22 protein-coding genes and 1 tRNA gene are annotated in these 22107 nt (G+C 44.5%); 7 read left to right on the top strand and 16 right to left on the bottom strand.

The annotated features are described in order from the left end of the window. Positions 1-2 precede the first annotated feature (2 nt). Positions 3-263, top strand: a complete 261-nt coding sequence (locus tag FTU54_RS01235; protein ID WP_005179143.1) for a hypothetical protein — start codon at positions 3-5, stop codon at positions 261-263. A gap of 13 nt (positions 264-276) precedes the next feature. Here the strand turns inward: FTU54_RS01235 and FTU54_RS01230 are convergent, their stop codons facing one another. The 3 genes from FTU54_RS01230 to lipA form a co-directional block, all read right to left on the bottom strand. Further along, positions 277-663, bottom strand: a complete 387-nt coding sequence (locus tag FTU54_RS01230) for a carboxymuconolactone decarboxylase family protein (protein ID WP_104484600.1) — start codon at positions 661-663, stop codon at positions 277-279. 152 nt (positions 664-815) lie between these two features. Beyond that, complete coding sequence (locus tag FTU54_RS01225) at positions 816-3389, bottom strand: acyl-CoA dehydrogenase (protein WP_180074312.1); 2574 nt, start codon at positions 3387-3389, stop codon at positions 816-818. A gap of 453 nt (positions 3390-3842) precedes the next feature. Beyond that, positions 3843-4856, bottom strand: coding sequence for a lipoyl synthase (gene lipA / locus FTU54_RS01220; RefSeq protein ID WP_005179140.1), 1014 nt, complete (start codon positions 4854-4856; stop codon positions 3843-3845). 213 nt (positions 4857-5069) lie between these two features. On the opposite strand from lipA, the gene sthA reads away from it, so the two are divergent. Further along, on the top strand, positions 5070-6485 hold the full coding sequence (sthA, locus tag FTU54_RS01215; protein ID WP_005179136.1) for a Si-specific NAD(P)(+) transhydrogenase: 1416 nt from the start codon (positions 5070-5072) through the stop codon (positions 6483-6485). Positions 6486-6617: 132 nt separating this feature from the next. On the opposite strand, the gene FTU54_RS01210 is transcribed toward sthA, so the two are convergent. The 5 genes from FTU54_RS01210 to map all read right to left on the bottom strand — a co-directional run bounded on the left by FTU54_RS01210 (position 6618) and on the right by map (position 11519). After that, positions 6618-7583, bottom strand: a complete 966-nt coding sequence (locus tag FTU54_RS01210) for a TauD/TfdA family dioxygenase (RefSeq protein ID WP_180074311.1) — start codon at positions 7581-7583, stop codon at positions 6618-6620. A gap of 205 nt (positions 7584-7788) precedes the next feature. Further along, the gene (locus tag FTU54_RS15245) at positions 7789-7923 is read right to left on the bottom strand and encodes a hypothetical protein (RefSeq protein WP_005179131.1); all 135 of its coding nucleotides are present in this window, start codon (positions 7921-7923) and stop codon (positions 7789-7791) included. After that, complete coding sequence (locus FTU54_RS01205; protein ID WP_168395926.1) at positions 7916-9130, bottom strand: MFS transporter; 1215 nt, start codon at positions 9128-9130, stop codon at positions 7916-7918. Before FTU54_RS01205 ends, FTU54_RS15245 begins: the two co-directional genes overlap by 8 nt. 156 nt (positions 9131-9286) lie before the next feature. After that, positions 9287-10378, bottom strand: a complete 1092-nt coding sequence (locus FTU54_RS01200; RefSeq protein WP_168405767.1) for an OmpW family protein — start codon at positions 10376-10378, stop codon at positions 9287-9289. A 313-nt stretch (positions 10379-10691) separates the two neighbouring features. Continuing rightward, positions 10692-11519: a type I methionyl aminopeptidase gene (gene map, locus FTU54_RS01195; protein WP_180074309.1), complete on the bottom strand. Its 828-nt coding sequence runs from the start codon at positions 11517-11519 to the stop codon at positions 10692-10694. A gap of 207 nt (positions 11520-11726) precedes the next feature. Here map and rpsB point away from each other — a divergent pair, with 207 nt between their 5' ends. The 3 genes from rpsB to FTU54_RS01180 all read left to right on the top strand — a co-directional run bounded on the left by rpsB (position 11727) and on the right by FTU54_RS01180 (position 14039). Continuing rightward, positions 11727-12473, top strand: a complete 747-nt coding sequence (gene rpsB, locus FTU54_RS01190) for a 30S ribosomal protein S2 (RefSeq protein WP_005179120.1) — start codon at positions 11727-11729, stop codon at positions 12471-12473. A gap of 142 nt (positions 12474-12615) precedes the next feature. Next, on the top strand, positions 12616-13491 hold the full coding sequence (gene tsf, locus FTU54_RS01185; RefSeq protein WP_005179118.1) for a translation elongation factor Ts: 876 nt from the start codon (positions 12616-12618) through the stop codon (positions 13489-13491). A 65-nt stretch (positions 13492-13556) separates the two neighbouring features. After that, entirely contained in the window at positions 13557-14039 is a 483-nt protein-coding gene (locus tag FTU54_RS01180) for a DUF3465 domain-containing protein (protein ID WP_160242983.1), read from the top strand. Positions 14040-14084: 45 nt separating this feature from the next. Here FTU54_RS01180 and FTU54_RS01175 read toward each other — a convergent pair whose 3' ends face one another. The 7 genes from FTU54_RS01175 to FTU54_RS01145 all read right to left on the bottom strand — a co-directional run bounded on the left by FTU54_RS01175 (position 14085) and on the right by FTU54_RS01145 (position 20359). Continuing rightward, positions 14085-14546, bottom strand: coding sequence for a DUF962 domain-containing protein (locus FTU54_RS01175; RefSeq protein ID WP_016659199.1), 462 nt, complete (start codon positions 14544-14546; stop codon positions 14085-14087). 409 nt (positions 14547-14955) lie between these two features. After that, positions 14956-15567: a septal ring lytic transglycosylase RlpA family protein gene (locus FTU54_RS01170; RefSeq protein WP_005179113.1), complete on the bottom strand. Its 612-nt coding sequence runs from the start codon at positions 15565-15567 to the stop codon at positions 14956-14958. Positions 15568-15859: 292 nt separating this feature from the next. Then, positions 15860-16861, bottom strand: a complete 1002-nt coding sequence (mltB, locus tag FTU54_RS01165; protein WP_005179112.1) for a lytic murein transglycosylase B — start codon at positions 16859-16861, stop codon at positions 15860-15862. Positions 16862-17167: 306 nt separating this feature from the next. Continuing rightward, positions 17168-17818 (bottom strand): hypothetical protein, encoded by a 651-nt coding sequence (locus FTU54_RS01160; RefSeq protein WP_163145606.1) that lies wholly within the window; start codon positions 17816-17818, stop codon positions 17168-17170. A gap of 20 nt (positions 17819-17838) precedes the next feature. Next, a complete protein-coding gene (gene queF / locus FTU54_RS01155) occupies positions 17839-18654 on the bottom strand; it encodes an NADPH-dependent 7-cyano-7-deazaguanine reductase QueF (RefSeq protein WP_127799578.1) in 816 nt (271 codons plus the stop codon). After that, positions 18654-19427: an ABC transporter permease gene (locus FTU54_RS01150; RefSeq protein ID WP_005179108.1), complete on the bottom strand. Its 774-nt coding sequence runs from the start codon at positions 19425-19427 to the stop codon at positions 18654-18656. The genes queF and FTU54_RS01150 overlap by 1 nt, the downstream gene beginning before the upstream one ends. Further along, positions 19424-20359 carry an ABC transporter ATP-binding protein gene (locus tag FTU54_RS01145; protein WP_005179107.1) on the bottom strand — a complete coding sequence of 312 codons (936 nt, stop codon included), beginning with the start codon at positions 20357-20359 and terminating at the stop codon, positions 19424-19426. The genes FTU54_RS01150 and FTU54_RS01145 overlap by 4 nt, the downstream gene beginning before the upstream one ends. A gap of 180 nt (positions 20360-20539) precedes the next feature. Here FTU54_RS01145 and FTU54_RS01140 point away from each other — a divergent pair. Together FTU54_RS01140 and FTU54_RS01135 are read left to right on the top strand one after the other, a co-directional pair. Next, positions 20540-20616: transfer RNA gene (locus FTU54_RS01140), tRNA-Arg, on the top strand. 548 nt (positions 20617-21164) lie between these two features. Then, entirely contained in the window at positions 21165-21383 is a 219-nt protein-coding gene (locus FTU54_RS01135) for a hypothetical protein (RefSeq protein WP_005179105.1), read from the top strand. Between the two features lie 100 nt (positions 21384-21483). Here the strand turns inward: FTU54_RS01135 and FTU54_RS01130 are convergent, their stop codons facing one another. After that, complete coding sequence (locus tag FTU54_RS01130; protein WP_005179103.1) at positions 21484-21666, bottom strand: hypothetical protein; 183 nt, start codon at positions 21664-21666, stop codon at positions 21484-21486. Positions 21667-22107: the final 441 nt, after the last annotated feature.

Genomic DNA, 22107 nt, shown 5'->3' with positions numbered 1-22107 from the left:
AAATGGTGAACTTTCTAACCGCAGAAGATGCAAAAGTGCTTTCGGCGCATGCCAATCTGGACATCAACCTGTATAAAGCGCGTTTAGCCAGTTTAATTGAAGAGAATGCCAAGCAGGGCAACACTGCAGTATTTACGGTATTGCCCAAACATTTGCCTTTGGAAGAAATTCGCAATCTCTCTGCCGAACTGACCCAGCTTGGTTATCAGGTACGTTTTGAAGTCAGTGAATTCTTTTACAGCTTTAATGTGTACTGGATTTAAACTCGTCCGAAATTTACGAGTTGGCCTGATAGTCCTGAATGACTTCTAACGCCGCACGGAAGGCCTCTTGCGTAGCCGGTGCGCCGCAATAGGGCAGGCTATGTAGCAGCACTTCCTGAATTTCTTCCACTGTCGCGCCATTATTTAAAGCCCCGCGTACATGACCTTTTAATTCAGTCGGGCTTTTGAGCGCAGTTAAAAAGGCAATTGTCACCAGTGAACGATATTTGCGCGGCAATACATCTTCACGTTGCCAGGTAGAACCCCAGGCATGTTCATTAATCCAGTCCTGCAAAGGCTGGGTAAACGGCACGGTATTGTCCTGCGCACGTTTCACAAAACTTTCACCCATGACTTCTGTACGTACTTTTAAACCATTGTCATAATCTTGTTGTGACATCTTGTTTCCCTCAATATTGTTTTCGATGTAGCTTAACGGCTTATGCAGTCTATACCATTGGAAGATGGTCGTAGAATGTCTGTTAGAAGCCTCGTCTCCAGTCCATAAAAAAAGTGGCCCGAAAGCCACTTTATTCAATATTCAGCATATAACTAAAAACGGATAAACGGTTCCGGATCCTCTTTATGATGATCTGTGGCCAGTTGTGCGGTGCCACCGGTTTTCGGTTCTGCCGATGCTGCCGGAGGATGAGCTTCCGTATCGACACCTAAAGGTTCAATTAAATGCGGATTGTCTAGTGGCAGGGTCTGTTCCAGCTGCATATCGAAAATATCGGTCAGAATACTGTCAAAGCGCTGCGCGTTATAACTGAGTAGCTGGCTAGCTTCTTCGGGTTGAATCGCGCCGGTATTTAGGGCATCGGCAATGTGTTCTTCAAAACTGAGGCCATCAAAACTGCCTTTGGCTTCAGCTTTTTTAAAGCGATCCCACAGCGGTTCAATCTCGGTTAAGCTCTGGAAGGTACTTTCCATCCGGCCAAAGACATCATCCGGGTCCGTGTTATAGAAAACATGCTGTTTCAGCTGCTGGCGAAAAGCATTGTCCTGCATCATGCTCATGGCCACATCACGTTTCAGCTGATCGCTTGGTGGCTGCAAGGCACGGCCCCACGGGAAGCAGATCAATTTCACGACGCCAGCCGCCAGCTGCATAGGGAAATTATTGAACAGTCCAAAGAAGGCTTCTTGTGCATTAAACAGTGCTTTGTCTAAAGCCAGTTGCGCATGCAGTTGCTCATCTGCGGTTTTTTGCCCATGTGCATAGTATTTTAAGATGGCGGTGGCAATAAACAGCTGCGCATGAATATCGGCCAGGCGTCCGGACAGCATTTCCTTGCGTTTAATATCACCGGCCAATAAACCCAGACACATATCGGCAGTCAGGGCAAAGGCCGCACTAAAACGGTTGATGGTTTTGTAATAAGGCCGGCTAAATTCATCGGCTTGTTGCGGAGCATCGGATGAACCGCCAAACCAGCCAAAGGCAAATGCGCGCGCAGTCCGGTTAAAGGTATAACCGAGATGATGGTAGAACAGTTCATTAAATTGTGTCAGCGCGGCATCTTTATCAGGGGCTTGTAGCAGTTGTAATTCTTCATACAAATACGGATGGCAACGCATCGAACCCTGGCCAAAAATCATCAGCGAGCGGCTTAAAATATTGGCCCCTTCAACGGTAATGGAAACTGGAATGGCCTGATAGGTCAGCGCCAGAAAGTTCCGTGGACCCAACTGGATGGCGCGGCCACCGACCACATCCATACCATGATTAACCACACGGCGCATAGACTCTGTGGCATAGTACTTGGCCATCGCGGTCATCACGGCAGGTTTGCCGCCCTGATTCAGTCCACAGGTCACCAGATAGCGAAAGGCTTCCAGCATATAGGTTTCACTGGCAATATCACTGGTGACTTCCTGTACGCCTTCAAATTTCCCCACCGACAACTTGAATTGCTGGCGGATTCGCGCAAAAGCACCGACATTTAAATAGGTCATTTCCCCGGCAGCGGTTGACAGTGCCGGTAAGGAAATCCCGCGACCGACGGCCAGACATTCCATTAACATGCGCCAGCCTTTACCGGCATTTTCCACACCACCAATAATCCAGTCGAGCGGAATAAACACATTCTGACCTTCGACCGTGCCATTCATAAATGGTGAACCGGGATGATGGCGCGGCCCGACTTTCACTCCGGCGTGATTGGCCGGCAGCAGCGCACAGGTAATGCCGTAGTCGGTTTTAGTCTTATCGCCGAGTAAGCCTTCCGGATCATACAGTTTAAAAGCCAGACCAATCACGGTGGCAATGGGTGCCAATGTAATCCATCGTTTGGAGAAATTCATTTTCAGACCCAGTACGTGCCGGCCTTCAAACTGGCCATAGCAGACCACGCCAGTATCGGGGATGGCACCGGCATCGGAGCCGGCTTCCGGGCTGGTCAGCCCAAAGCAGGGAATTTCTTCGCCTTTGGCCAGACCGGGCAAGTAACGTTTTTTCTGCTCATCGGTACCGTAGTGCAGCAGCAACTCACCTGGGCCTAAGGAATTGGGCACCATACAGCTGACCGCGGCGGTTAGGGAGCGTGAGGCAATTTTGCTCATAATCCGGCTTTGCGCAAAAGAACTGAAAGCCTTGCCGCCGTATTCCTTGGGAATAATCAGGCCCAAAAACCCATGGGTTTTAATAAACTGCCAGGTTTCAGGAGATAAATCTTTGTGCTTATGATGGATTTCCCATTCATCCAGCATGTTGCACAGCTGTTCCACTTCATTGTCTAAAAAGGATTGTTCCTCCGCACTGAGCGTAGGATAGGGATATTGCTCAAAGGTATCCCAGTTGGGCGCACCCATAAACAGCTCTTTTTCCCACCAGCTGGTGCCGGCATCCAGTGCTTCACGTTCGGTGCTGCTCATGCTTGGCATGGCTTGTGACAAAGCCTTATACGCGGGTTGGGTGATGATTTTCATGCGCAAGGCATCCACCATCACAATTATGCTCAGCACAATTAACGGAATGCCTAAAATTAAGGACCAGGGATTAATAAAGGCAGAGACAATACTGACCGCGATCAGGGTCATGGCACCGCTGTTGCGAGACAGCTGAAAATAGAAAATCGCCCACAGTGTAAAAACAAGAATGACGATACTGAGTATAAAAAGCATTATTGTATTTCTCCCGGCTGCTACAGCATCACCGTGCCTGCAAGGAAAAATGAAAGAAATGCTGCTTCATTTTGTCTGAAGTCATCCGGTGAAGGCTGTTCTTGGAACTTCGGTATCGTTTTTTTAAATATCAAGACCATCAAAACGATTGCTAAAAACAAACTCTATGGATGAAGATTGGTTGAAAAATGATCGATATTCAAGTAAAAACGCGCAACGAAATGTGAAGATAAGTAAGGGTTTAGCAGCTAGGTAAAAGAATGATAGAAATTTACTTCTGGTTTAAATGGGGTGTTTTTTAAAGATGAGCCGTCTTTGGATCTAAGAGGAAACAGATGATCTCTCTGGGCTAAAAATTCTGATCCGAGGACGATGTAAAAATTTAAGTAAAAGATGACCTTGTAAAAAAGCCCCGAATCCGGGGCCTTGTTTTCTAAGCTTAGTTTTCTCAGCTTATGCTTCGATGGTTTGTACACTAATTTTCTTGGCAGGATCAGTCTTGCGACGTACTGCTGGAACTGGCTCGCCGTAGTATTGACGGTCTGCAAAATAACTTGAACGCACCATTGGTGCAGACCAGATATTTTTAAAGCCCAGTTTGCGGCCATGTTCTGCATAACGCTCAAATTCTTCTGGTGTTACAAAGCGGTCAATTGGTGCGTGCTGTTTTGATGGCTGTAAATATTGGCCAATGGTCACATAATCTACATCATGTGCTCTCAGATCATCCAATAATGAAATCACTTCTTCTTCAGTTTCACCAATACCCACCATCAGGCCACACTTGGTTGGAATTTCTGGGCAGTATTCTTTAAACATTTTCAGCAGGTTTAAAGAGTGCTGATAGTCTGAACCTGGACGCATGGCTTTATATAAACGTGGCACGGTTTCAATATTGTGGTTAAACACATCTGGCGGACATTCAGTCATAATGCGCAGCGCAATATCCATACGGCCACGGAAATCCGGAACCAGAATTTCCAGCAGGGTATTCGGACTTAAGGCACGGGCTTCTTTAATACAGTCAACAAAATGCTGTGCACCGCCATCAAGCAGGTCATCACGGTCTACCGAGGTAATGACCGCATATTTCAGACCCAAGTTGGCAATGGTTTCAGCCATATGACGCGGTTCATCCGGATCAAGTGCATTCGGACGACCATGGGCAACGTCACAGAACGGACAGCGACGGGTACAAATATCACCCATAATCATAAAGGTTGCAGTACCACCACCAAAACATTCTGGCAGGTTCGGACAGGCTGCTTCTTCACAGACGGTATGTAGTTTTTGCTGACGCAGTGTCGATTTGATCCGTTGAACTTCTTCTGGCGCCGCCATCTTGACCCGAATCCAGTCCGGTTTGCGCGGCGTTTCAACCGTAGGCACAACTTTTACAGGAATACGAGCGACCTTTTCTGCGCCACGAAGTTTAACACCCTGTTCTGGTTTACGGTTTTCAGACATATTCAACTTTTCCACTGTTTTGACGGGGGAGATATTCGAAAAATAGCGCCTCCATTATAACGGACTTGGGTGCAAATAGGAAAAAAACGATATTCATTTAAAAAATGTGGCTATCACGCAATATATGCTAGGTAAATACAGAAAATCATGATGTTTTCAGTCATAATATGCATATGAGATATAAACAGAATAGATTAGTTTAAGGAGCGTTGAATGCCACGTAAAAAAGAGGTGGTTGCCGGAACTTTCGTTAAATATGATGCGGTGGTCCTAGGTTCTGGTCCTGCAGGTGAAGGCGCAGCAATGAAACTTGCCAAATCAGGCATGCGTGTTGCTGTGGTGGATATGCGTGAGCAACTCGGCGGTAACTGTACTCACGTGGGCACAATCCCAAGTAAGGCGCTGCGTCAGACGGTATCCAGTATTATCCGTTACCAGCGTGATCCGATGTTCCAGAAAGTGGGCGACTGGAAACAGTTCACCATGAAACAGGTGCTGCGTAATGCACATAAAGTGATTCAGCAGCAGGTCGATACCCACTCGCGCTTCTATGACCGCAATAAAATTGATATCTATCATGGTCGTGCCTATGTGCAGGACAAAAATACCGTGCTGGTATTCAGTCCGGAAGGCATTAAGGAAACCCTGATTTTTAAACAGCTGGTGATTGCAACCGGTTCACGTCCGTATCGTCCAGAAATTTTAGACTTTAACCATCCACGTGTATTCGATTCAGACAAGATTCTGGATCTGGATTTCTCGATTCAGAAAATCATCATTTATGGTGCCGGTGTCATTGGCTGTGAATATGCCTCGATCTTCATTGGTCTGGACCATAAAGTCGACCTGATTAACACCCAGCATAAATTGCTCAGCTATCTGGATGATGAAATCTCCGATGCCTTGTCCTATCACTTGCGTGAACAGGGTGTGTTGATTCGTCACAATGAGCAGATTGATCATTTAGAAACCTTTGATGATCACGTGGTACTGCATTTGCAAAGTGGCAAGAAAATCAAAGCCGATGCCATCTTGTGGTGTAACGGCCGTTCAGGCAATACCGATGGTTTAGGCCTGGAAAATGTTGGCTTAAAACCAAACAGCCGCGGTCAGCTGACGGTAAATGAGCAATATCAGACTGAAGTAGAAAATATTTTCGCTGCTGGTGACGTGATTGGCTGGCCATCTCTGGCGTCTGCTGCCTATGACCAGGGTCGCTGTGCAGGGGCCAACATGAGTGGCGAAGAAAATGTGGCACCGGTGACTGATATTCCAACCGGTATTTATACCATTCCGGAAATTTCTTCAATTGGTAAGACCGAGCAGGAACTGACTGAAGAAAAAATTCCGTACGAAGTGGGTCAGGCTTCTTTCCGTCATCTGGCACGTGCGCAAATTACCGGTGATACGGTTGGTGAACTGAAAATTCTGTTCCACCGTGAAACTTTAGAAGTATTAGGTGTACATTGCTTCGGGAATAACGCGGCAGAAATTATTCACATTGGTCAGGCGGTAATGAACAGCCCGAACAATACCATCAAATATTTTGTGGAAACCACATTTAACTATCCAACGATGGCAGAAGCCTATCGTGTGGCGACCTTAAATGGTATGAACCGTCTGTTCTAAGCGGTTGCTCATACTGAAAAACCCGTAAACACAGTTTGCGGGTTTTTTTATGGTTGGATGAAAAGGATAAATATCCTGCAGTCAAAGTCCTGAACACGGGTGCATATTCAGTATCTCTAGTTCAGTTCCTGCTTAAAAAGGTCGGCTTCCGGCAAGGCTGATACGTTTTAACAGACGGCGCTGCTCGGCTGGAAATGGACGGCGGGAATGCAGGGTGGCCTGATTATCCCAGAACACAATATCACCGACTTCCCACTGATGCTCATAGGCAAATTCTGGTTGAAGCAGATGGGCACGTAACTGGGCAATCAGTTCGCTACCAGCCTGATCGTCATAGTTTTCCAGTTCCACTTCGGTATGGGTATTGAGCCACAAGGCTTTACGCCCGGATTCTGGATGGGTGCGCACCAAAGGATGTGGATAGGCATGGCTTAAAACCGGTTGATCTTTAAAGCGATACAGCGGACTGTTGCCATAAACGCCGTCTTGCGACGAGGCTTGGGTTTTCTGCCGGCGAACAAAAGGGTTGTAAGTAATTAATTGTAGCTGGTTGATATGTGCCTGAGTGTCGGCATCTAGGGCATTATAAGCTTTGATGGTATTAATCCAGCTGGTCTGGCCACCATTTTGTGGCAGTTCAATAGCATAGAGCAAAGAGCCAAAGGAGGGCAGCGGTGTCCATTGATGATCGGCATGCGGGCTTAATTCACCATGACCAGTATAATCGCCTTGTCCTACTGCATTGGAAACAGGCACGATATCGGGTGGTACACCGCTATCATCCTGCGCGGCCAGTACAGGCGTGTCGGCAGCGGGACGGAAAATTGAACCGAAATAGGTGGCAAAGGCCAGATACTGTAAATCATCCAGCTGTTGCTGTTTGAAAATTAAAACTAAATGTTCTGCCAAGGCCTGTTTCAGCCGGAAAATGGTTTCACCCGATTGAGCCTTGCGCGCATCTAATCCATACACCACCGCACCAAGAGCCTGGTCAGTGTGTGGAACAATACGGATTTCGCTGCCGTCCTGAAATTGATCGGCCTGATGCCAGCGCGGTGCATCATGAATGGCTTGGGAAAGTGGGGTCAGACTGGTCATGTTTAAATTTTTCTCTCAGTGTTATTGCCTCAAGAAAATTTAGAAAAAACCGCAGGCCAAATAAAATCAGAAGAAATGCTAAACTTATGAAAAGGCTATAAAAATAATTAAATATATGATTTATATTCTTTTAATTAAAACAGCAAACTAAATAACTGAATTTGCTGTTTCGGGATTTGCTGTTGATGCTGCGAGTTTTTAAACATCAATGTGCACAAAACGCCTGATTAAAGTATTCAAACAGCTGCGGGGTTTTCATCCATAACAGCAGCGATAAAATAAAAAAGCTGATGATGCACAGGCCAATCAGAATTTTTAACAGCGACATTGAATTAGTCATGCACCACCGCCTGTTCATTCACAAAGAAATGTACCCAGACGCCAAAAGCACTTAGCGCAATCGAGAACATCCAGATGGCATTATAGTTACCGGTTAAGTCATGGTTCAGGCCACCCAGCCAGCCACCGAGGAACGAACCAACCTGATGGGTGAAGAATACAATCCCACTGAGCATGGTCAGATATTTCACCCCGAACATATTGGCTACAATGCCATTGGTCAGTGGCACGGTCGATAACCATAACAGTCCCATAATGACACCAAAGCCATAAATTGTCCAAGTACTGAGCGGTAACAGTAAAAAGGCGATAATGGCAAGACCACGCAAGCCATACAGCCACATCAGTAAATGCGGTTTGGAATATTTGCCACCCAGCCAGCCAGCCGTATAGGTGCCGACAATATTGAATAAACCGACTAAAGCCAGGAAGATGGTGCCGGTGGTGGCGTTAAACCCATGATCAATTAAATAACCCGGCAAATGAATACCAATAAACACCACCTGAAAGCCGCAGACAAAAAAGCCCAACGATAAAAACCAGAACGGCTTGTGGTTTTTGGCAATCACCAGAATCTGCTTAAATGTTAACGCCGGCTGCGGTTTGGTGGTCGCTGCATTCGGGTCGGTATACATCGGTGCTTTTAAAGTCCATGCCAAAGGAATCAGCAAGGTCATTAGAATGGCGCTAACCACCAGTGCACCTTTCCAGCCTAAATTCTGCAATAACAGCAGTGTGGTCGGCAGCATAATAAACTGACCGAAAGAACCCGCTGCACTGGCAATTCCCATCGCCAGACTACGTTTTGAAGGATGTGCAGCCCGGCCAACTGCAGACAGTAAAATCGGAAAAGAGGTGGCAGAGAGCGCCAGACCTAAAATTAAACCGGCACTTAAATTCAGCAGCCAGCCAGTCGAGCTGACCGCCATCAGCAATAAACCCAGTGCATATAAGGCACCACCAACGGCGACCACAATTTTACTGCCATATTTGTCGGCAAAGGCACCGGTAACTGGTTGTACCGCACCCCAGATCAGGTTTTGCATGGCAATGGCCAGACTAAAGACATTGTGCCCCCAGCCAAATTCATGGCTCATTGGCACCAGATACAGGCCAAAGGCATGTCGTACCCCCAATGACAGCGCCAGAATAATGGCACTTCCCATCAGCATATAAATCAGGGCTTTGGAAAAACGGGTATCTGACATAAAAAGTCCGGCAGCCAGGAAAGACCTGCTTATGTTAGTAGATTGCCGCGCGGGAGGCGATAGAATAAAAATTAAATAAAAGATAAAATTTTTTTATGGCTGCATCAAAAAAGACAGCCCGAAAGGCTGCCTGATGATGGACTAAAAAATTGAAGCCTAGAAACGGATACCAATACCGGCATAGGCCAGAATCGGATTCACTTCAATATCGGCCTTAGAACGAATAAGTTCGCCATGTGTGGCATCGGTCACGGTAATGGTGGTGTCATTTTGCAGATGTGCATAGGACAGCGAACCAACCACAAACCATTTTTCATTAAAGTCATAGGTGAAACCGACTGTGGCTACCGGTGCGAATGCGTCGGATGCTTCAAGTTCAACTTTCGGATTGGCATTACTTGGTGTACCTTCCAGGGATGCACCGGCTTGACCCTGTTTGATATTGGCAATCATATGACCGGCGGCAATCAGATCCTGTTCGGTACGCGGGTTAATTTCCAGTTCGTTAAAGTAGGCATACATTAAACCTAGGCCGACATAAGGACGGAATTTATTTACACCGGTTTTACCGAAGTGATACTGAAACTCAAATGCTGGTGTCCAGGCACGTGCCGAGGCAGCAGGACCATGCGCTTCTAGATCGGTAATTAATAGATCATTTTTCATTGAGATTGCCGGTAAGTCGATACCGCCCGGTATTTGTTCAATTAAATCGATACTCGGGGTGGCAACGGCAGAGAAGGGTGCATAAATCTTGCCTTTACCCTGTAAATCGACTTTCGGTGGAATTCCGGCTTTAACTTCAAAAGAGACATTATCGGTAAAGAAGTAGTTGGTCATAATCCCGAGGGTAGTCACATCATCGGCTTCCAGGCCGGTACCCGGGTTATTCCAGCTTTCCAGACCATGAATCTCCGCTGTACCACTCATGGCTGCAGGCAATGTCTCGATGTTAAGCTGATCTAAGAGATTAACAAAGGTTGATGAGAGATTTGGGTCCATATTGGGGTCGATATTACTTTTAACTGCATCAATTGAAATATCACCCACTCTTGCAGTTTCACCTTCTTTTACCGCGGTATTAACCTGAAAGGGTTGTGCCTTGCCTTGTGGCATGACATGCAATGCCCCGACTGAAACAGAAAAACGTTTAAAACCATCACCATCTTGCAGGCTAAAATACGGTGAGGCATAAGAAACAGCAGGTAAGGCCAACAGCGTGCTGGCAAATAATAAGGTCTTCTTCATATAAGGGACTCCATGTCCAATTTGTTGCTCGTTTTTATAAGGGCCATTATTTAATAGTTAGATAAAGCAAGACTGTTGTTTTTGAAGAAGATTGTTTTATTACATTTGTAACATTCTTGAAATAACTTTGCTGCTCTGTGACTTATTTATGACTTGTGTAGCTAGAAATGGTAATACGGTTTTTAGGGATGAAACCTGAATATTGATATAAGTATTTGATTTATTTATTTTAAGTTGAAGTTTTAGGCGATAAAAAAGGCCACATCAATGTGACCTTTCTGACAATTTTTTTAGTTTTTACGCCAATGACAGCTTAAGACTGGAAACGTGACAGGTCTTCTTCAGGACGTGCAGTCAGGACTTCCAGACCGCCTTTAGTCACTAAAATAGTGTGTTCATATTGCGCTGAAAGTTTGTGATCTTTGGTCACCACGGTCCATTTATCGCCAAGTAATTTGGTTTGCCAAACACCCGCGTTTACCATTGGTTCAATGGTAAAGGTCATGCCTTCTTCTAAAATCATGCCGGTATCTGGCTGGCCATAATGCAGCACTTGCGGTTCATCATGGAAGGTTGTTCCAATGCCGTGACCGCAATATTCGCGCACCACACTAAAGCGCTCAGATTCGACATATTTCTGAATGGCATGGCCAATATCACCAATGGTCGCGCCCGGTTTTACAACTTCCATACCGCGGTACATAGCTTCCTGTGCTACTTTGCATAGACGGTTGGCAAGAATAGAAGTTTCACCACCAACGATGTACATCATGTTGGTATCGCCGTGGTAACCATCTTTAATGACCGTGACATCAATATTCAGGATATCGCCTTTTTTTAATGTCTTGTTTTCAGATGGAATACCGTGACACACCACGTGGTTTACCGAAGTACAGATGGTATGCTGGAAGGCTGGACGACCTGGGGCTGCACCATAGCCCAGGCAGGCTGGAATGGCATTTTGTACATTGACAATATAATCGTGACAAATCGTATCAAGCTCAAGTGTGGTTACACCCGGTTTGATATGTGGCTTGATCATATCCAAAACTTCCGCTGCCAGTCGTCCCGCTACCCGCATTTTCTCAATTTCATCTGCGGTTTTAATTAATCGACGAGGCGCTTGATAAGTACTGTTCATGATCTCTAAAAACTTTTGGAAATTTATATGTGACTATGGTATAAATAGCCGCCCATTTTATCAAATGCTTTTTCGTGAATAAATTTCGCGGGCATTGTACGATGGGGCAACAAAATCCGCACATATATCGTCACATTACTCTGGGTGCCCTTTGGGGTGGAGAATGCGGATATATGGAGGCCTAACCCAAACTTTAAGGTAAAGAAAATGGCAGATTACAACGTAAGCATGCGCGACCTTCTACAAGCTGGCGCGCACTTTGGTCACCAAACTCGTTTCTGGAACCCAAAAATGCGTCAATACATCTTTGGCGCGCGCAACAAAATTCACATCATCAACCTTGAGCACACTGTTCCTGCGTTAAATGATGCTTTGAACTTCGCTAACCAATTAGCAAGCAAAAAGAACAAAGTTTTGTTCGTTGGTACTAAACGTGCTGCTTCTAACATCATCCGTGAACAAGCTCAACGCGCTGGTCAACCATACGTAGATCACCGTTGGTTAGGTGGTATGTTGACGAACTGGAAAACACTTCGCCAATCTATCAACCGTTTAAAAGATCTTCAAACTCAATCTACTGACGGTACTTTCGCTAAGCTGACTAAACGTGAAGCTTTAGAGCGTAGCCGTGAGATGGAAAAACTTGAACGTGCTTTAGGCGGCGTTAAAAACATGGGTGGTTTACCTGACGCATTATTCGTAATTGACGTTGACCACGAAGCAATCGCGATCAAAGAAGCGAAAAACCTAGGTATTCCTGTAATCGGTATCGTTGATACAAACTCTAACCCAGACAACGTAGACTACGTTATTCCGGGTAACGACGATGCGATCCGTGCAGTAACACTTTACGCTTCTGCTATGGCTGATGCGATCATTGCTGGTAAAGAGTACGCTCAAACCCAAGCAAATGCTCAAGCGAAAGGCGAAGAAGCTCCAGCTTCTGAGGCTTAATGCGTTTTTGACGCAAGCTTGTCATTTTTGCGACATGTGATGGTGGCAAAGTAAGCGTCATGTATGCAGGCGGCCCATGAGTATCCTCTGGGCCGTTTCTGTTCTAAAAAGAATTCATTTTCTACCGAATTAGGAGATTCACATGACTGCTATTACTGCAAGCATGGTTAAAGAATTGCGTGACCGTACTGGTTTAGCAATGATGGAATGTAAAAAAGCTTTGACAGAAGCGGGTGGTGACATCGAATTAGCGATTGACAACCTTCGTAAATCTGGTCAAGCAAAAGCTGCTAAAAAAGCAGGTAACATTGCTGCTGACGGTGCGATCACAATCGCTCAAGAAGGTAACAAAGCAATCCTTCTAGAAGTAAACTGCCAAACTGACTTCGTTGCTAAAGACGAAAACTTTGCTGGCTTCTCTGCGAAAGTTGCTGCTGCTGCACTTGCTGCTGGCGAAACTGACGCTGCAAAAATTGCTGAACTGAAACTTGAAGATGGCCAAACTGTTGAAGAAGCGCGTATTGCTCTTGTTCAAAAAATTGGGGAAAACATCCAGGTTCGTCGTGCGCAAATTATTGAAGGTGAAAACCTTGCAGTTTACAAACACGGTCTGAAAATCGGTGTTGTTGTTGCTTACACAGGTGAAGCTGAAACTGGTAAAGGTATTGCAATGCACGTTGCTGCGTTCAACCCGGTTGCAGTAACTGCTGAACAGGTTCCTGCTGAGCTGATCGCGAAAGAGAAAGAAATTGCTGAAGCAAAAGCAATCGAATCTGGTAAGCCAGCGAACATCGTTGAAAAAATGGTAACTGGTTCAGTTGAAAAATACCTGAACGAAGTTGTTCTTGAGCGTCAAATGTACGTAATCGACAACGAGAAGAAAGTTGCTGATGCATTGAAAGCTGCTAACACAACTGTTGCTCAATTCGTTCGCTTCGAAGTAGGTGAAGGTATTGAGAAGAAAGCAGAAATGAGCTTCGCAGAAGAAGTTGCTGCTGCTCAAGCTGCTGCAAAATAATTTATTTTGCGAAAAAGCCCCGTTTCGGGGCTTTTTTTATGACCAAGACAACAACAGGAAGAACAATGTCGAAGAAAACCAATATGGGCATTGGCGCAGTAATTGCGCTGCTGGTTGCGGCTTATTTAGGTATCGACCTACAACCGCAAAACTCCGGTTCAAATACCTTCACTCAACAGCAGTCTGAAACCACACTTCAAGCTCCCGTTCAGGATGATACCGCCAAAATTGCCCAAGCCTTTCAGCAACGAAAAAATGATGTACAGGTACAAGCTACTGGTACAGTAGTGGCTCTGTTAAGTGATGACAATGAAGGTTCGCGCCATCAGCGTTTTATTCTGGAACTTGGCAATGGGCAAACCTTGCTGGTTGCCCACAATATTGATTTGGCTCCACACATCGACCGTCTGCAAAAAGGCGATACTGTCGAGTTCTTTGGTGAATATGAATATACCGACAAAGGTGGCGTGATTCACTGGACCCATCATGATCCGCAAAAACGCCATGTTGATGGCTGGTTAAAGCATCAGGGAAGCATCTATCAATAAGCCCTCCAGCACTGGAGCAAAATGCTTCCTGATGTGTAAGCATCTTTAGGTTTGGACATCCAGATGCGTGGTGTGCTGGCGAGATTTCCAGGATGGTAAAATCTTGCCTAAATAGGCATCCATACACCAGAGCGGTCCAATCAGCAGGAATTGCAGATCTTTAAAGAACGATGGTTTTTTGCCTTCGACCTTGTGGCCATAGAACTGTCCAATCCAGGCAAAAACAAACAGCGCAATATAAAAACCAACACCAACCGGTAAAATCCAGATTAACCAGGCCATCACCAGAGTCAGTGCTGCCATGGCCACGGCCAGTACCAGATCCAGGCGTGCATAAAAAATAAAGGCCAGCACCAGTAACAGGGCAGTAAGCAGGGCGCTGAAATGCGCAATGATGCCAATAATGGAAAAATAGATGGTCGGTACACAGACCCAGTGAATCAGTTTATTGGTCTTGTTTTGATGACTTTCGCTATATTCATCCAGCCATTCTGAAATTGTTTTCATGCAGCACTCCTTTTGCATTATTTTTCTGAGTTTTCAAGAATGTTCTCACTATAAACGAGAAACAGAAAACGGTCAAAATTGGCCGGCAAAAATACCTGAAAATCTCAAAATGAGGGAAATAGGGAAATTCCTGTATAAAGGAATAGGGCTAAATGCGCATAGGATGCGTTTTAAGCGCAGAAAAAAATAAAAAGCTACCTAAGATTCAAAAAGGATGAAAAGCACGCTAAGCGTGGAAATGAATGCAAATCTGTATTTTTAGAACAGATCATTCACTTTGATGACCAGATCAGCGTATTTAAAATCCAAAAAATAGATAGGGAAGTAAGCGTCTTTCCCTGAATTTGGGCATTAAAAAAGCCACCTGAGGTGGCTTTTGGGTCATATGGTGCAGGAGCTTAAACGGGTATTAGGAGTTTGGACCATCTACACGTTCAATGCTGACTTTGGCTACGCCGGCATTGGTAATGCCTAAACGTTTCGCAGCACCGTAAGATAAGTCAACTACACGGTTACCATGGAATGGACCACGGTCATTAACCTTAACGATTACGCTTTTGCCATTGTTCTTGTTGGTCACACGGATATAGCAGTTCAGTGGCAGGCTGCGGTGTGCTGCAGTCATGGCATTCATGTCGAATGTTTCGCCGCTGGCAGTTTTACGACCGTGGAACTGACGACCATACCAGGAAGCCATACCAGTCTGGCTGAACTTACGAACAGTATTCGATGCTACGGTGTTTAACTTTTCAATGACAGAAGGCTCTTCTTCTGGGATTTCAATTTTTGCAGCGATGGTTTCGCGGCGGATTTTATCGCCAGAACGTTCTGTAATTGAAAGGCTATTTAAATTAGAGAAGTGAGTATTAAAGCTTTGTGCTTCTTTGTTCAGCACACGGGCAGCCAGGCTAGAACTTTCATTGTCGTTATTGAACGATGATGACTGTACCATTTCGGCTTGCGACTGACTTAAGGTAAATACCGTCGACAGCGCCAGTAAATATTTAATTGAAGAATGCATATGTTTAAAACTCCTGCAGCTTGATGCCGTGAATCAACCCTAAGTGGTTGATATAGCAGACATCATGCCTGTTATTTCACTTTTGCAACCATATTTGACGAAATGGATAATATTCATCGTTTACTAAAGGTGTCTAGTCTTTACACGGAAATAATGACAAAAAATACCAAACTTTTACCTCTTTTGATTAAGAAATAACCAATATTGTAACAAGGTGTGTGAAAAGTCGTTTTTGTGCGCAAAATCTCGTAAAAAAATCTTGACTTTGTAACTTTTGAGTAAAAATAAGTTCTTATCGACTGACAATTTCAGTACCCAATAACCAGAGTGCAGTGGCATACATACGGCTGCGGTTATAGGTGGTAATCACCTGAAAGTTTGGATAGGTGATGTAATAAATTGGACCATAATTTTCTTGTAATTGAATGACATTGACCAGATCGAGGTCATCAATTTTCACAATCGGGTTCAGCGGACTGATGCCCTGATTTTTCAGCACACCATACGGGGTAGGCAAGGTTAGATCTTTGGCAATCACTGCATCTGGAGTTGAGCCGCTATAACGAGCTGGAAAAGCAATCGGCTGATTACGCTGCCAGCCATGCTGGGCCAAATAGTTGGCAATCGAGCCAATCGCATCTACTGCTGAATTTCTTAAATCAATATGTCCGTTGCCATCATAATCGACGCCAAATTTAGGAATATTGCTTGGCATAAACTGCGGATAGCCAATTGCACCGGCATAGGAACCGACCACAGAATGGGTGGCAACGCCATCTTTATAGCTCCAGGCAATTAGTGCAGACAGTTCGCTCTGGAAATATTCGGCCCGGCGTGGATAGCCAAAACCTAAAGTGGCCAGCGCATCCCGGGTAATAAAAGAGCCTTTATTGGAACCAAAACCGGTTTCAACGCCTAAAATCCCCAGAATAATCGCTTGCGGCACGCCAAACTGCTGTTCGGCACGATTCAGGGTATCGGCATATTGCTGTTTGAAACGCACACCACGTTGAATGGTGCTTTCAGCCAGAAAATTGGTTTTATAGGCATACCACGGTTTGCTTTCACCGGGACGATTCATGATGTTGATAATATTCGGCAGATTTTTGGCACCGCTCATGGCGCGATCAATTTGCTCGGAACTGAGCCCATACTGCTGCATGGTTTTTTGCTTAAAGTTTGGATAGTCCGGATGGCTGAGGAAGTCATTGGCCTGAACAACACTGGATAAGGAAAGAGCACCAACAAGTAAAGAAAGACGCTGTAATTTTTTATAGAAATAACGATTCAACATATTGGTTCAATTTCCCAATGTATTATCAATTTAGTGACAAAAAGCAGATGGTGTTTAAAAATTAAAACAGGTTGAGCAAAAGTGTCGATTTAAAAAGACAGTTCACACAGGCAATTAAGATAACATTCATTCTGGCGCTACAGGCAAGCGCATATACAAAAAGTGACAAAGCCTGTCTAAAAAATGTGCGCTGTTTGTAACAAAGTTCAACCGAGGCTTCATCATCCCTTCTTTATAGAGAAATGTTGCGGGAAAAGTGGCATAAAAAAACCTGACCGGAGTCAGGTTTATTGAAGGTGTTTCTACTTATGCATGAAACAGGGTGTCGTGATATTCCGCCAGCGCGACCAGTTCATCTTTGGTCAGATTTGGAATAATTTTATCCACCGCAATATGTACAGCTTTAATAACCGCAGCTGAGCCAATATCAGCTGCTTTACGTTTGATCATGCCCAAATCGAGGGTTTTATTAAAGTCATTCATAAAATGACGCACAGTAGCTTCAGCAAACTGTTTATACAACTCGGCCAAAGCAGACTTGTTAATGTCATTGCCGGCTTTAATTTCGGCATAGGTGTTTTTTAGATTGGTCACCAGGCTGGCATCTAAACTTTCACCGACACGCGTATTGCCGTCTACATCTTTAAATAGGCTGCGTTCAGAAAATTCAATTGATTGCTTGACCACATCGTTCGGGGCTTTACTCAACAATTGCTTGAGTAACACCGCTACGGTGGATTTGACATAACCGGCCAGTTTTTCCGCAGTATCGCGTTTGTCACTTGGCGGGAAACGGCGGACAAGCTCGGTTAAAATGGCATCAATGATTTCATCATTAATCATTAATGCTGTTTTATCACGTAATGGATACAGCGGTTCGCTTGAATTTTTTTTCTGCTGCGCAGTTTGAATGGTATTTAAAAGTTCCTCGGAAGGAATAAAACCAAAAAATGGCATCTGTTAACCTCAATGTTTTTTTATTGTCGCGCTAAACGAATAGGGCGAGGCATCCATGTTAAATCCGATACACGACATGGATTAATGTCTAATCCGCCACGACGTGTATAGGTGGCATACACCATCAGTTTTTCAGGATTCAGGTTTTGCCAGATGTCGGCAAACATCTGTTCAACACATTGCTCATGAAAACCGTTATGCTGACGGTAAGAAATAATATAAGCCAAAATACTGCGATAACAAGGTTTTTTACCCTGATAGCGGATAAAAACTGTGCCCCAGTCAGGTTGACCGGTGACCGGACAGTTACTTCTCAGTAAATGTGAATACAGTTGCACTTCGACCTGTTCGTCTTGCTCGGCATCGTGCTGTAATAAGGACGCATCCGGATGATTTTCCAGTCGGGTCGGGCTTAAGTCATCAATACATATGCCTTCAGGATGGCTAATTGCCAGATCATCGACAGATAACAGTTCCAGATTGACCTGTGCCTGTGCCGCGGCTGATAAATCCTGCTCGACGGTATTGATCAGCGCGTCTGTTGAAGCAAAGGTGCTAAAGTTCAAACTGTTGAAATACAGCTTTAAAGATTTCGACTCGATTAAATTTGGTGAGGTGGCAGGCAAGTGAATCCGGCCAATAGCAACTTGCGGAACGCCGGCTGCATTTAACCAAGACATCTCAAAGACATGCCACCAGTCTTTACCTTGTTGAACACCAGCCACATGCGCATATTTTTCCCGCGCTTCAGCACGCGCAATCGGAAACAGCACATCAGGTTGATAGGTTGTTGGGTACTGAGTGTCTTTACCCAATAAAGAATTTTCTACGCTCATTATTCACGCATTCCTGAACCACGGGAGAGTAAATGATAGGCAATGCCATATAACACAGCACAGCATAATGTAATCACGCCTAAGGAAACGGTCACGTTGACATCGCTATGTCCTAAAATGCCATAACGGAAGGCGTTGACCATATACACTACAGGGTTAATTAAAGAAAGGTTTTGCCAGAACGGCGATAATGCACTAATTGCATAGAACACACCACCTAAATAGGTGAGCGGTGTCAGCACAAAGGTTGGAATAATGGAAATGTCATCAAATGATTTGGCATAGACCGCATTAATAAAACCGCCTAAAGACAGTAATAATGAAGTGATCAGGACGGTATAAATGGTCACAAACCAGTTGGTAATGTACAGGTCGGTGAAAAACAGACTCATTAAGGTCACAATAATGCCGACCAGTACGCCACGACACACTCCACCCAGCACATAGCCCCACAAAATGGCATGTAATGGCACCGGACTCATGATCAGTTCTTCAATGCTTTTCTGGAATTTGGCACTAAAGAAACTAGAGGAGACGTTGGCATAACTATTGGTAATGACCGCCATCATGATCAGGCCGGGCACAATAAACTGCATATAGCTAAAGCCGCCCATTTCCCCAATACGTGAACCGACCAGATTACCGAAAATCACGAAATATAGACTCATGGTGATGGCCGGTGGTAACAGGGTTTGTGGCCAGATCCGCATAAAACGGCGGATTTCCTTATGAACCAGCGTATACAGCGCAACTCTTAATTGATTAAAGTTCATTGCGCGACTCCTGCAAGATTTTTCTCTACCATCTTCACAAATAATTCTTCAAGACGATTGGCCTTGTTGCGCATACTGCGCACCTGTACCCCTTGTGATTCCAGTAACTGGAACAGCTCATTCACGGTATGGGCCTTGTCCATAGTCACTTCCAGGGTCAGCGGATCGACCAGATTAAAACGTACCCCGATAATATCCAGATGAATGGGCTGAATCGGCTGAACCAGATCGAAAATAAAGGTTTCTTCATTCAGCTGGTTCAGGAAGCCTTTCATGGTGGTGTCTTCTTTAATCACACCGCGGTCAATAATGGCAATCCGGCGGCACAGCATTTCCGCTTCTTCCAGGTAGTGGGTGGTCAGAATAATGGAAGTGCCACTATTGTTCATTTCAATCAGGAAATCCCACATCGAGCGGCGCAGTTCGATATCGACCCCGGCGGTCGGTTCATCCAGAATCAGCAATTTCGGTTCGTGCATCATGGCGCGGGCAATCATCAAGCGGCGTTTCATCCCGCCAGACAGCATTCGCGCTTGCGTGGCACGTTTATCCCACAGCCCCAGTTTTTCTAAATACAGTTCGGCACGCTGCTGCGCCACTTTTTTGGGAATACCGTAATAGCCGGCTTGGGTCACCAGAATATCAAAGGTTTTTTCAAAGTGACCAAAGTTAAATTCTTGTGGCACCACGCCCAGACACTGTTTGGCCTGTGAAGGATGGGTATCCAGATTGTGGCCAAAAATTTCCACGGTGCCCGAGGTTTTCTTGGTTAAGGAGCTAATGATACTGATCGTTGTAGATTTGCCTGCACCGTTGGGACCCAGCAGCGCATAAAATTCACCTTCAGGTACGGTCAAATTGATACCTTTTAAGGCCTGAAACCCGTTGCGATAGGTTTTAGACAAGTCTCTTAACGTCAATGCATCAGTCATGAAAATCTCGCATGGTGTAGGGAGAGGCTATTGTGAGCGATATTGCCCAATAAACCAAGTAATCTACCGGGAATTCTGCATCGTATATTTGGAACGATTGCTTAAAGCATAAGCATAAAAATAAAGAACTTATATATAGTTGCTTTACCTTGTGCATTTTTTTGTTATGATGTGCGACGCGCGCTCGTAGCTCAGTTGGATAGAGTACAAGTTTCCGAAGCTTGGGGTCGTGGGTTCGATTCCCGCCGGGCGCACCAAATTCTGATCAATAAAAAACTATAAAAATTACCAAGATTCAATCATTTAAAACTCTTTACTTCAGTTTTGAACCAAAATCCTTTCCATAATCTGGCTTGAATAACGAATGCTGAACCATCATCGTAGGACAGTGCTTATTGGTTTGCCTTTCTATCTGTGGTTAAAAAGTAGTCATAGGACTGCATTTTCTTTGTATTTTTATCTTTGTTCTGATTAAAAAATATCACTTTTAGGTTTTTACAGCCTCATCACCGGCAAAACAGACACATCCGCTTTAAGCTTTACATGAGGACAGAAAGGCTGAATAAAAAATCTGTTTAATCAGAAAAATCTCGTCACTACATCAGATCAGTTTAGTGAAATATAGAAGCACCTAAATTTAAATAATCTATATGATTTTAAAATATTTTTTCTTTATATGACTGGCATTGAGATGGCATATCAAAAATAAGCATAACTGTCGGATGAATTCGCCATAGCCGGAAGCGATTTTTCAGCCTATAAATGTCGCAGGGTAAATTACTAAAACACCATAAGAGTCAGAACAATGGGTTATATCGTTAAATTAATTCCTGAAGAAGTCTATTTTGTGCCGAATGATCATGAAATTGGCATGACAGAATCGCGTGAAAAAGCAATTGTAGAGGGTCTGTTTTTCGAATATGCCAATGCGCGGGCAAAAGTCAGGCTGTTTAATAAAGACCTGGTTGAAAATATTGATTACATCATTGAATCGACCAGCGAAGATCCGGTGCAACTCAAGTAAAGCTAGACATAATCCAAGAAAAATAATCACAGAAAAAGGACGCTGAATTGAGCGTCCTTTTGATAAATAGGGGATCAATGAGTCGTATCTAGCTTATTCATTATGGATGATTCGGTTCCTGATACACAATCAGGGCCGTTAAAATAGGAACTGCGAAGGCTGGAATTAACAGCATAATCCAGTACTCGACGCTTGGCATGTTGCTCAAGAATTGATACACGATAAAACCTAGACCTAAAACTGCAAACAGGCAGAATGCAAACAGAATAATAAATTTTTGCATCTTCAATTCCTCTTTTTAATTTAATGTCTCAAGTCCACTATAACGGATAACGCAGAATTTAGAAAAAGACTTATGTTTCATTCTGTTGCCGGCGATTGTTTGCTATCAATCTAGCGATAGAGCAGGGTGAAAATGAGAGCAGATGCGCTGAAAAAATAAGGCTGAACTTCACGACAGCAATATAATAAGCATGATTAAGTTTTGTTCAATAGTCTTTTTGCTATACAAATGCTGAGAAATGTTAGAAGGCTTGCCAATCCAAGCCGAAGGGGACTATAGTGAACCTACAGTAGGTCGCAAAACAAAGACGCTACGATGTAGTTGGACGGATCAATGACAGCTTGTTGAGTTTGTAACTCCGGTTCAAACAATAGATCTAGCACTAGCCTTCCAACATAAAAAAGCTCGCAGCAATGCGAGCTTTTTCTTGCTTAAAATCAC

The sequence above is a fragment of the Acinetobacter sp. YH12116 genome (genome assembly GCF_013418895.1).
Classification (GTDB): Bacteria; Pseudomonadota; Gammaproteobacteria; order Pseudomonadales; family Moraxellaceae; genus Acinetobacter; species Acinetobacter indicus.
The sequence above is the reverse complement of the archived record's forward strand: the minus strand, read 5'-3'. Positions and strand labels throughout refer to the sequence as shown.

Coding starts and splice junctions, on each gene's coding strand:
- FTU54_RS01235 (WP_005179143.1), top strand. CDS start 3: ATGGTGAACTTTCTAACCGCAGAAGATGCAAAAGTGCTTTCGGCGCAT.
- FTU54_RS01230 (WP_104484600.1), bottom strand. CDS start 663: ATGTCACAACAAGATTATGACAATGGTTTAAAAGTACGTACAGAAGTC.
- FTU54_RS01225 (WP_180074312.1), bottom strand. CDS start 3,389: ATGCTTTTTATACTCAGTATCGTCATTCTTGTTTTTACACTGTGGGCG.
- lipA (WP_005179140.1), bottom strand. CDS start 4,856: ATGTCTGAAAACCGTAAACCAGAACAGGGTGTTAAACTTCGTGGCGCA.
- sthA (WP_005179136.1), top strand. CDS start 5,070: ATGCCACGTAAAAAAGAGGTGGTTGCCGGAACTTTCGTTAAATATGAT.
- FTU54_RS01210 (WP_180074311.1), bottom strand. CDS start 7,583: ATGACCAGTCTGACCCCACTTTCCCAAGCCATTCATGATGCACCGCGC.
- FTU54_RS15245 (WP_005179131.1), bottom strand. CDS start 7,923: ATGACTAATTCAATGTCGCTGTTAAAAATTCTGATTGGCCTGTGCATC.
- FTU54_RS01205 (WP_168395926.1), bottom strand. CDS start 9,130: ATGTCAGATACCCGTTTTTCCAAAGCCCTGATTTATATGCTGATGGGA.
- FTU54_RS01200 (WP_168405767.1), bottom strand. CDS start 10,378: ATGAAGAAGACCTTATTATTTGCCAGCACGCTGTTGGCCTTACCTGCT.
- map (WP_180074309.1), bottom strand. CDS start 11,519: ATGAACAGTACTTATCAAGCGCCTCGTCGATTAATTAAAACCGCAGAT.
- rpsB (WP_005179120.1), top strand. CDS start 11,727: ATGGCAGATTACAACGTAAGCATGCGCGACCTTCTACAAGCTGGCGCG.
- tsf (WP_005179118.1), top strand. CDS start 12,616: ATGACTGCTATTACTGCAAGCATGGTTAAAGAATTGCGTGACCGTACT.
- FTU54_RS01180 (WP_160242983.1), top strand. CDS start 13,557: ATGTCGAAGAAAACCAATATGGGCATTGGCGCAGTAATTGCGCTGCTG.
- FTU54_RS01175 (WP_016659199.1), bottom strand. CDS start 14,546: ATGAAAACAATTTCAGAATGGCTGGATGAATATAGCGAAAGTCATCAA.
- FTU54_RS01170 (WP_005179113.1), bottom strand. CDS start 15,567: ATGCATTCTTCAATTAAATATTTACTGGCGCTGTCGACGGTATTTACC.
- mltB (WP_005179112.1), bottom strand. CDS start 16,861: ATGTTGAATCGTTATTTCTATAAAAAATTACAGCGTCTTTCTTTACTT.
- FTU54_RS01160 (WP_163145606.1), bottom strand. CDS start 17,818: ATGCCATTTTTTGGTTTTATTCCTTCCGAGGAACTTTTAAATACCATT.
- queF (WP_127799578.1), bottom strand. CDS start 18,654: ATGAGCGTAGAAAATTCTTTATTGGGTAAAGACACTCAGTACCCAACA.
- FTU54_RS01150 (WP_005179108.1), bottom strand. CDS start 19,427: ATGAACTTTAATCAATTAAGAGTTGCGCTGTATACGCTGGTTCATAAG.
- FTU54_RS01145 (WP_005179107.1), bottom strand. CDS start 20,359: ATGACTGATGCATTGACGTTAAGAGACTTGTCTAAAACCTATCGCAAC.
- FTU54_RS01135 (WP_005179105.1), top strand. CDS start 21,165: ATGGGTTATATCGTTAAATTAATTCCTGAAGAAGTCTATTTTGTGCCG.
- FTU54_RS01130 (WP_005179103.1), bottom strand. CDS start 21,666: ATGCAAAAATTTATTATTCTGTTTGCATTCTGCCTGTTTGCAGTTTTA.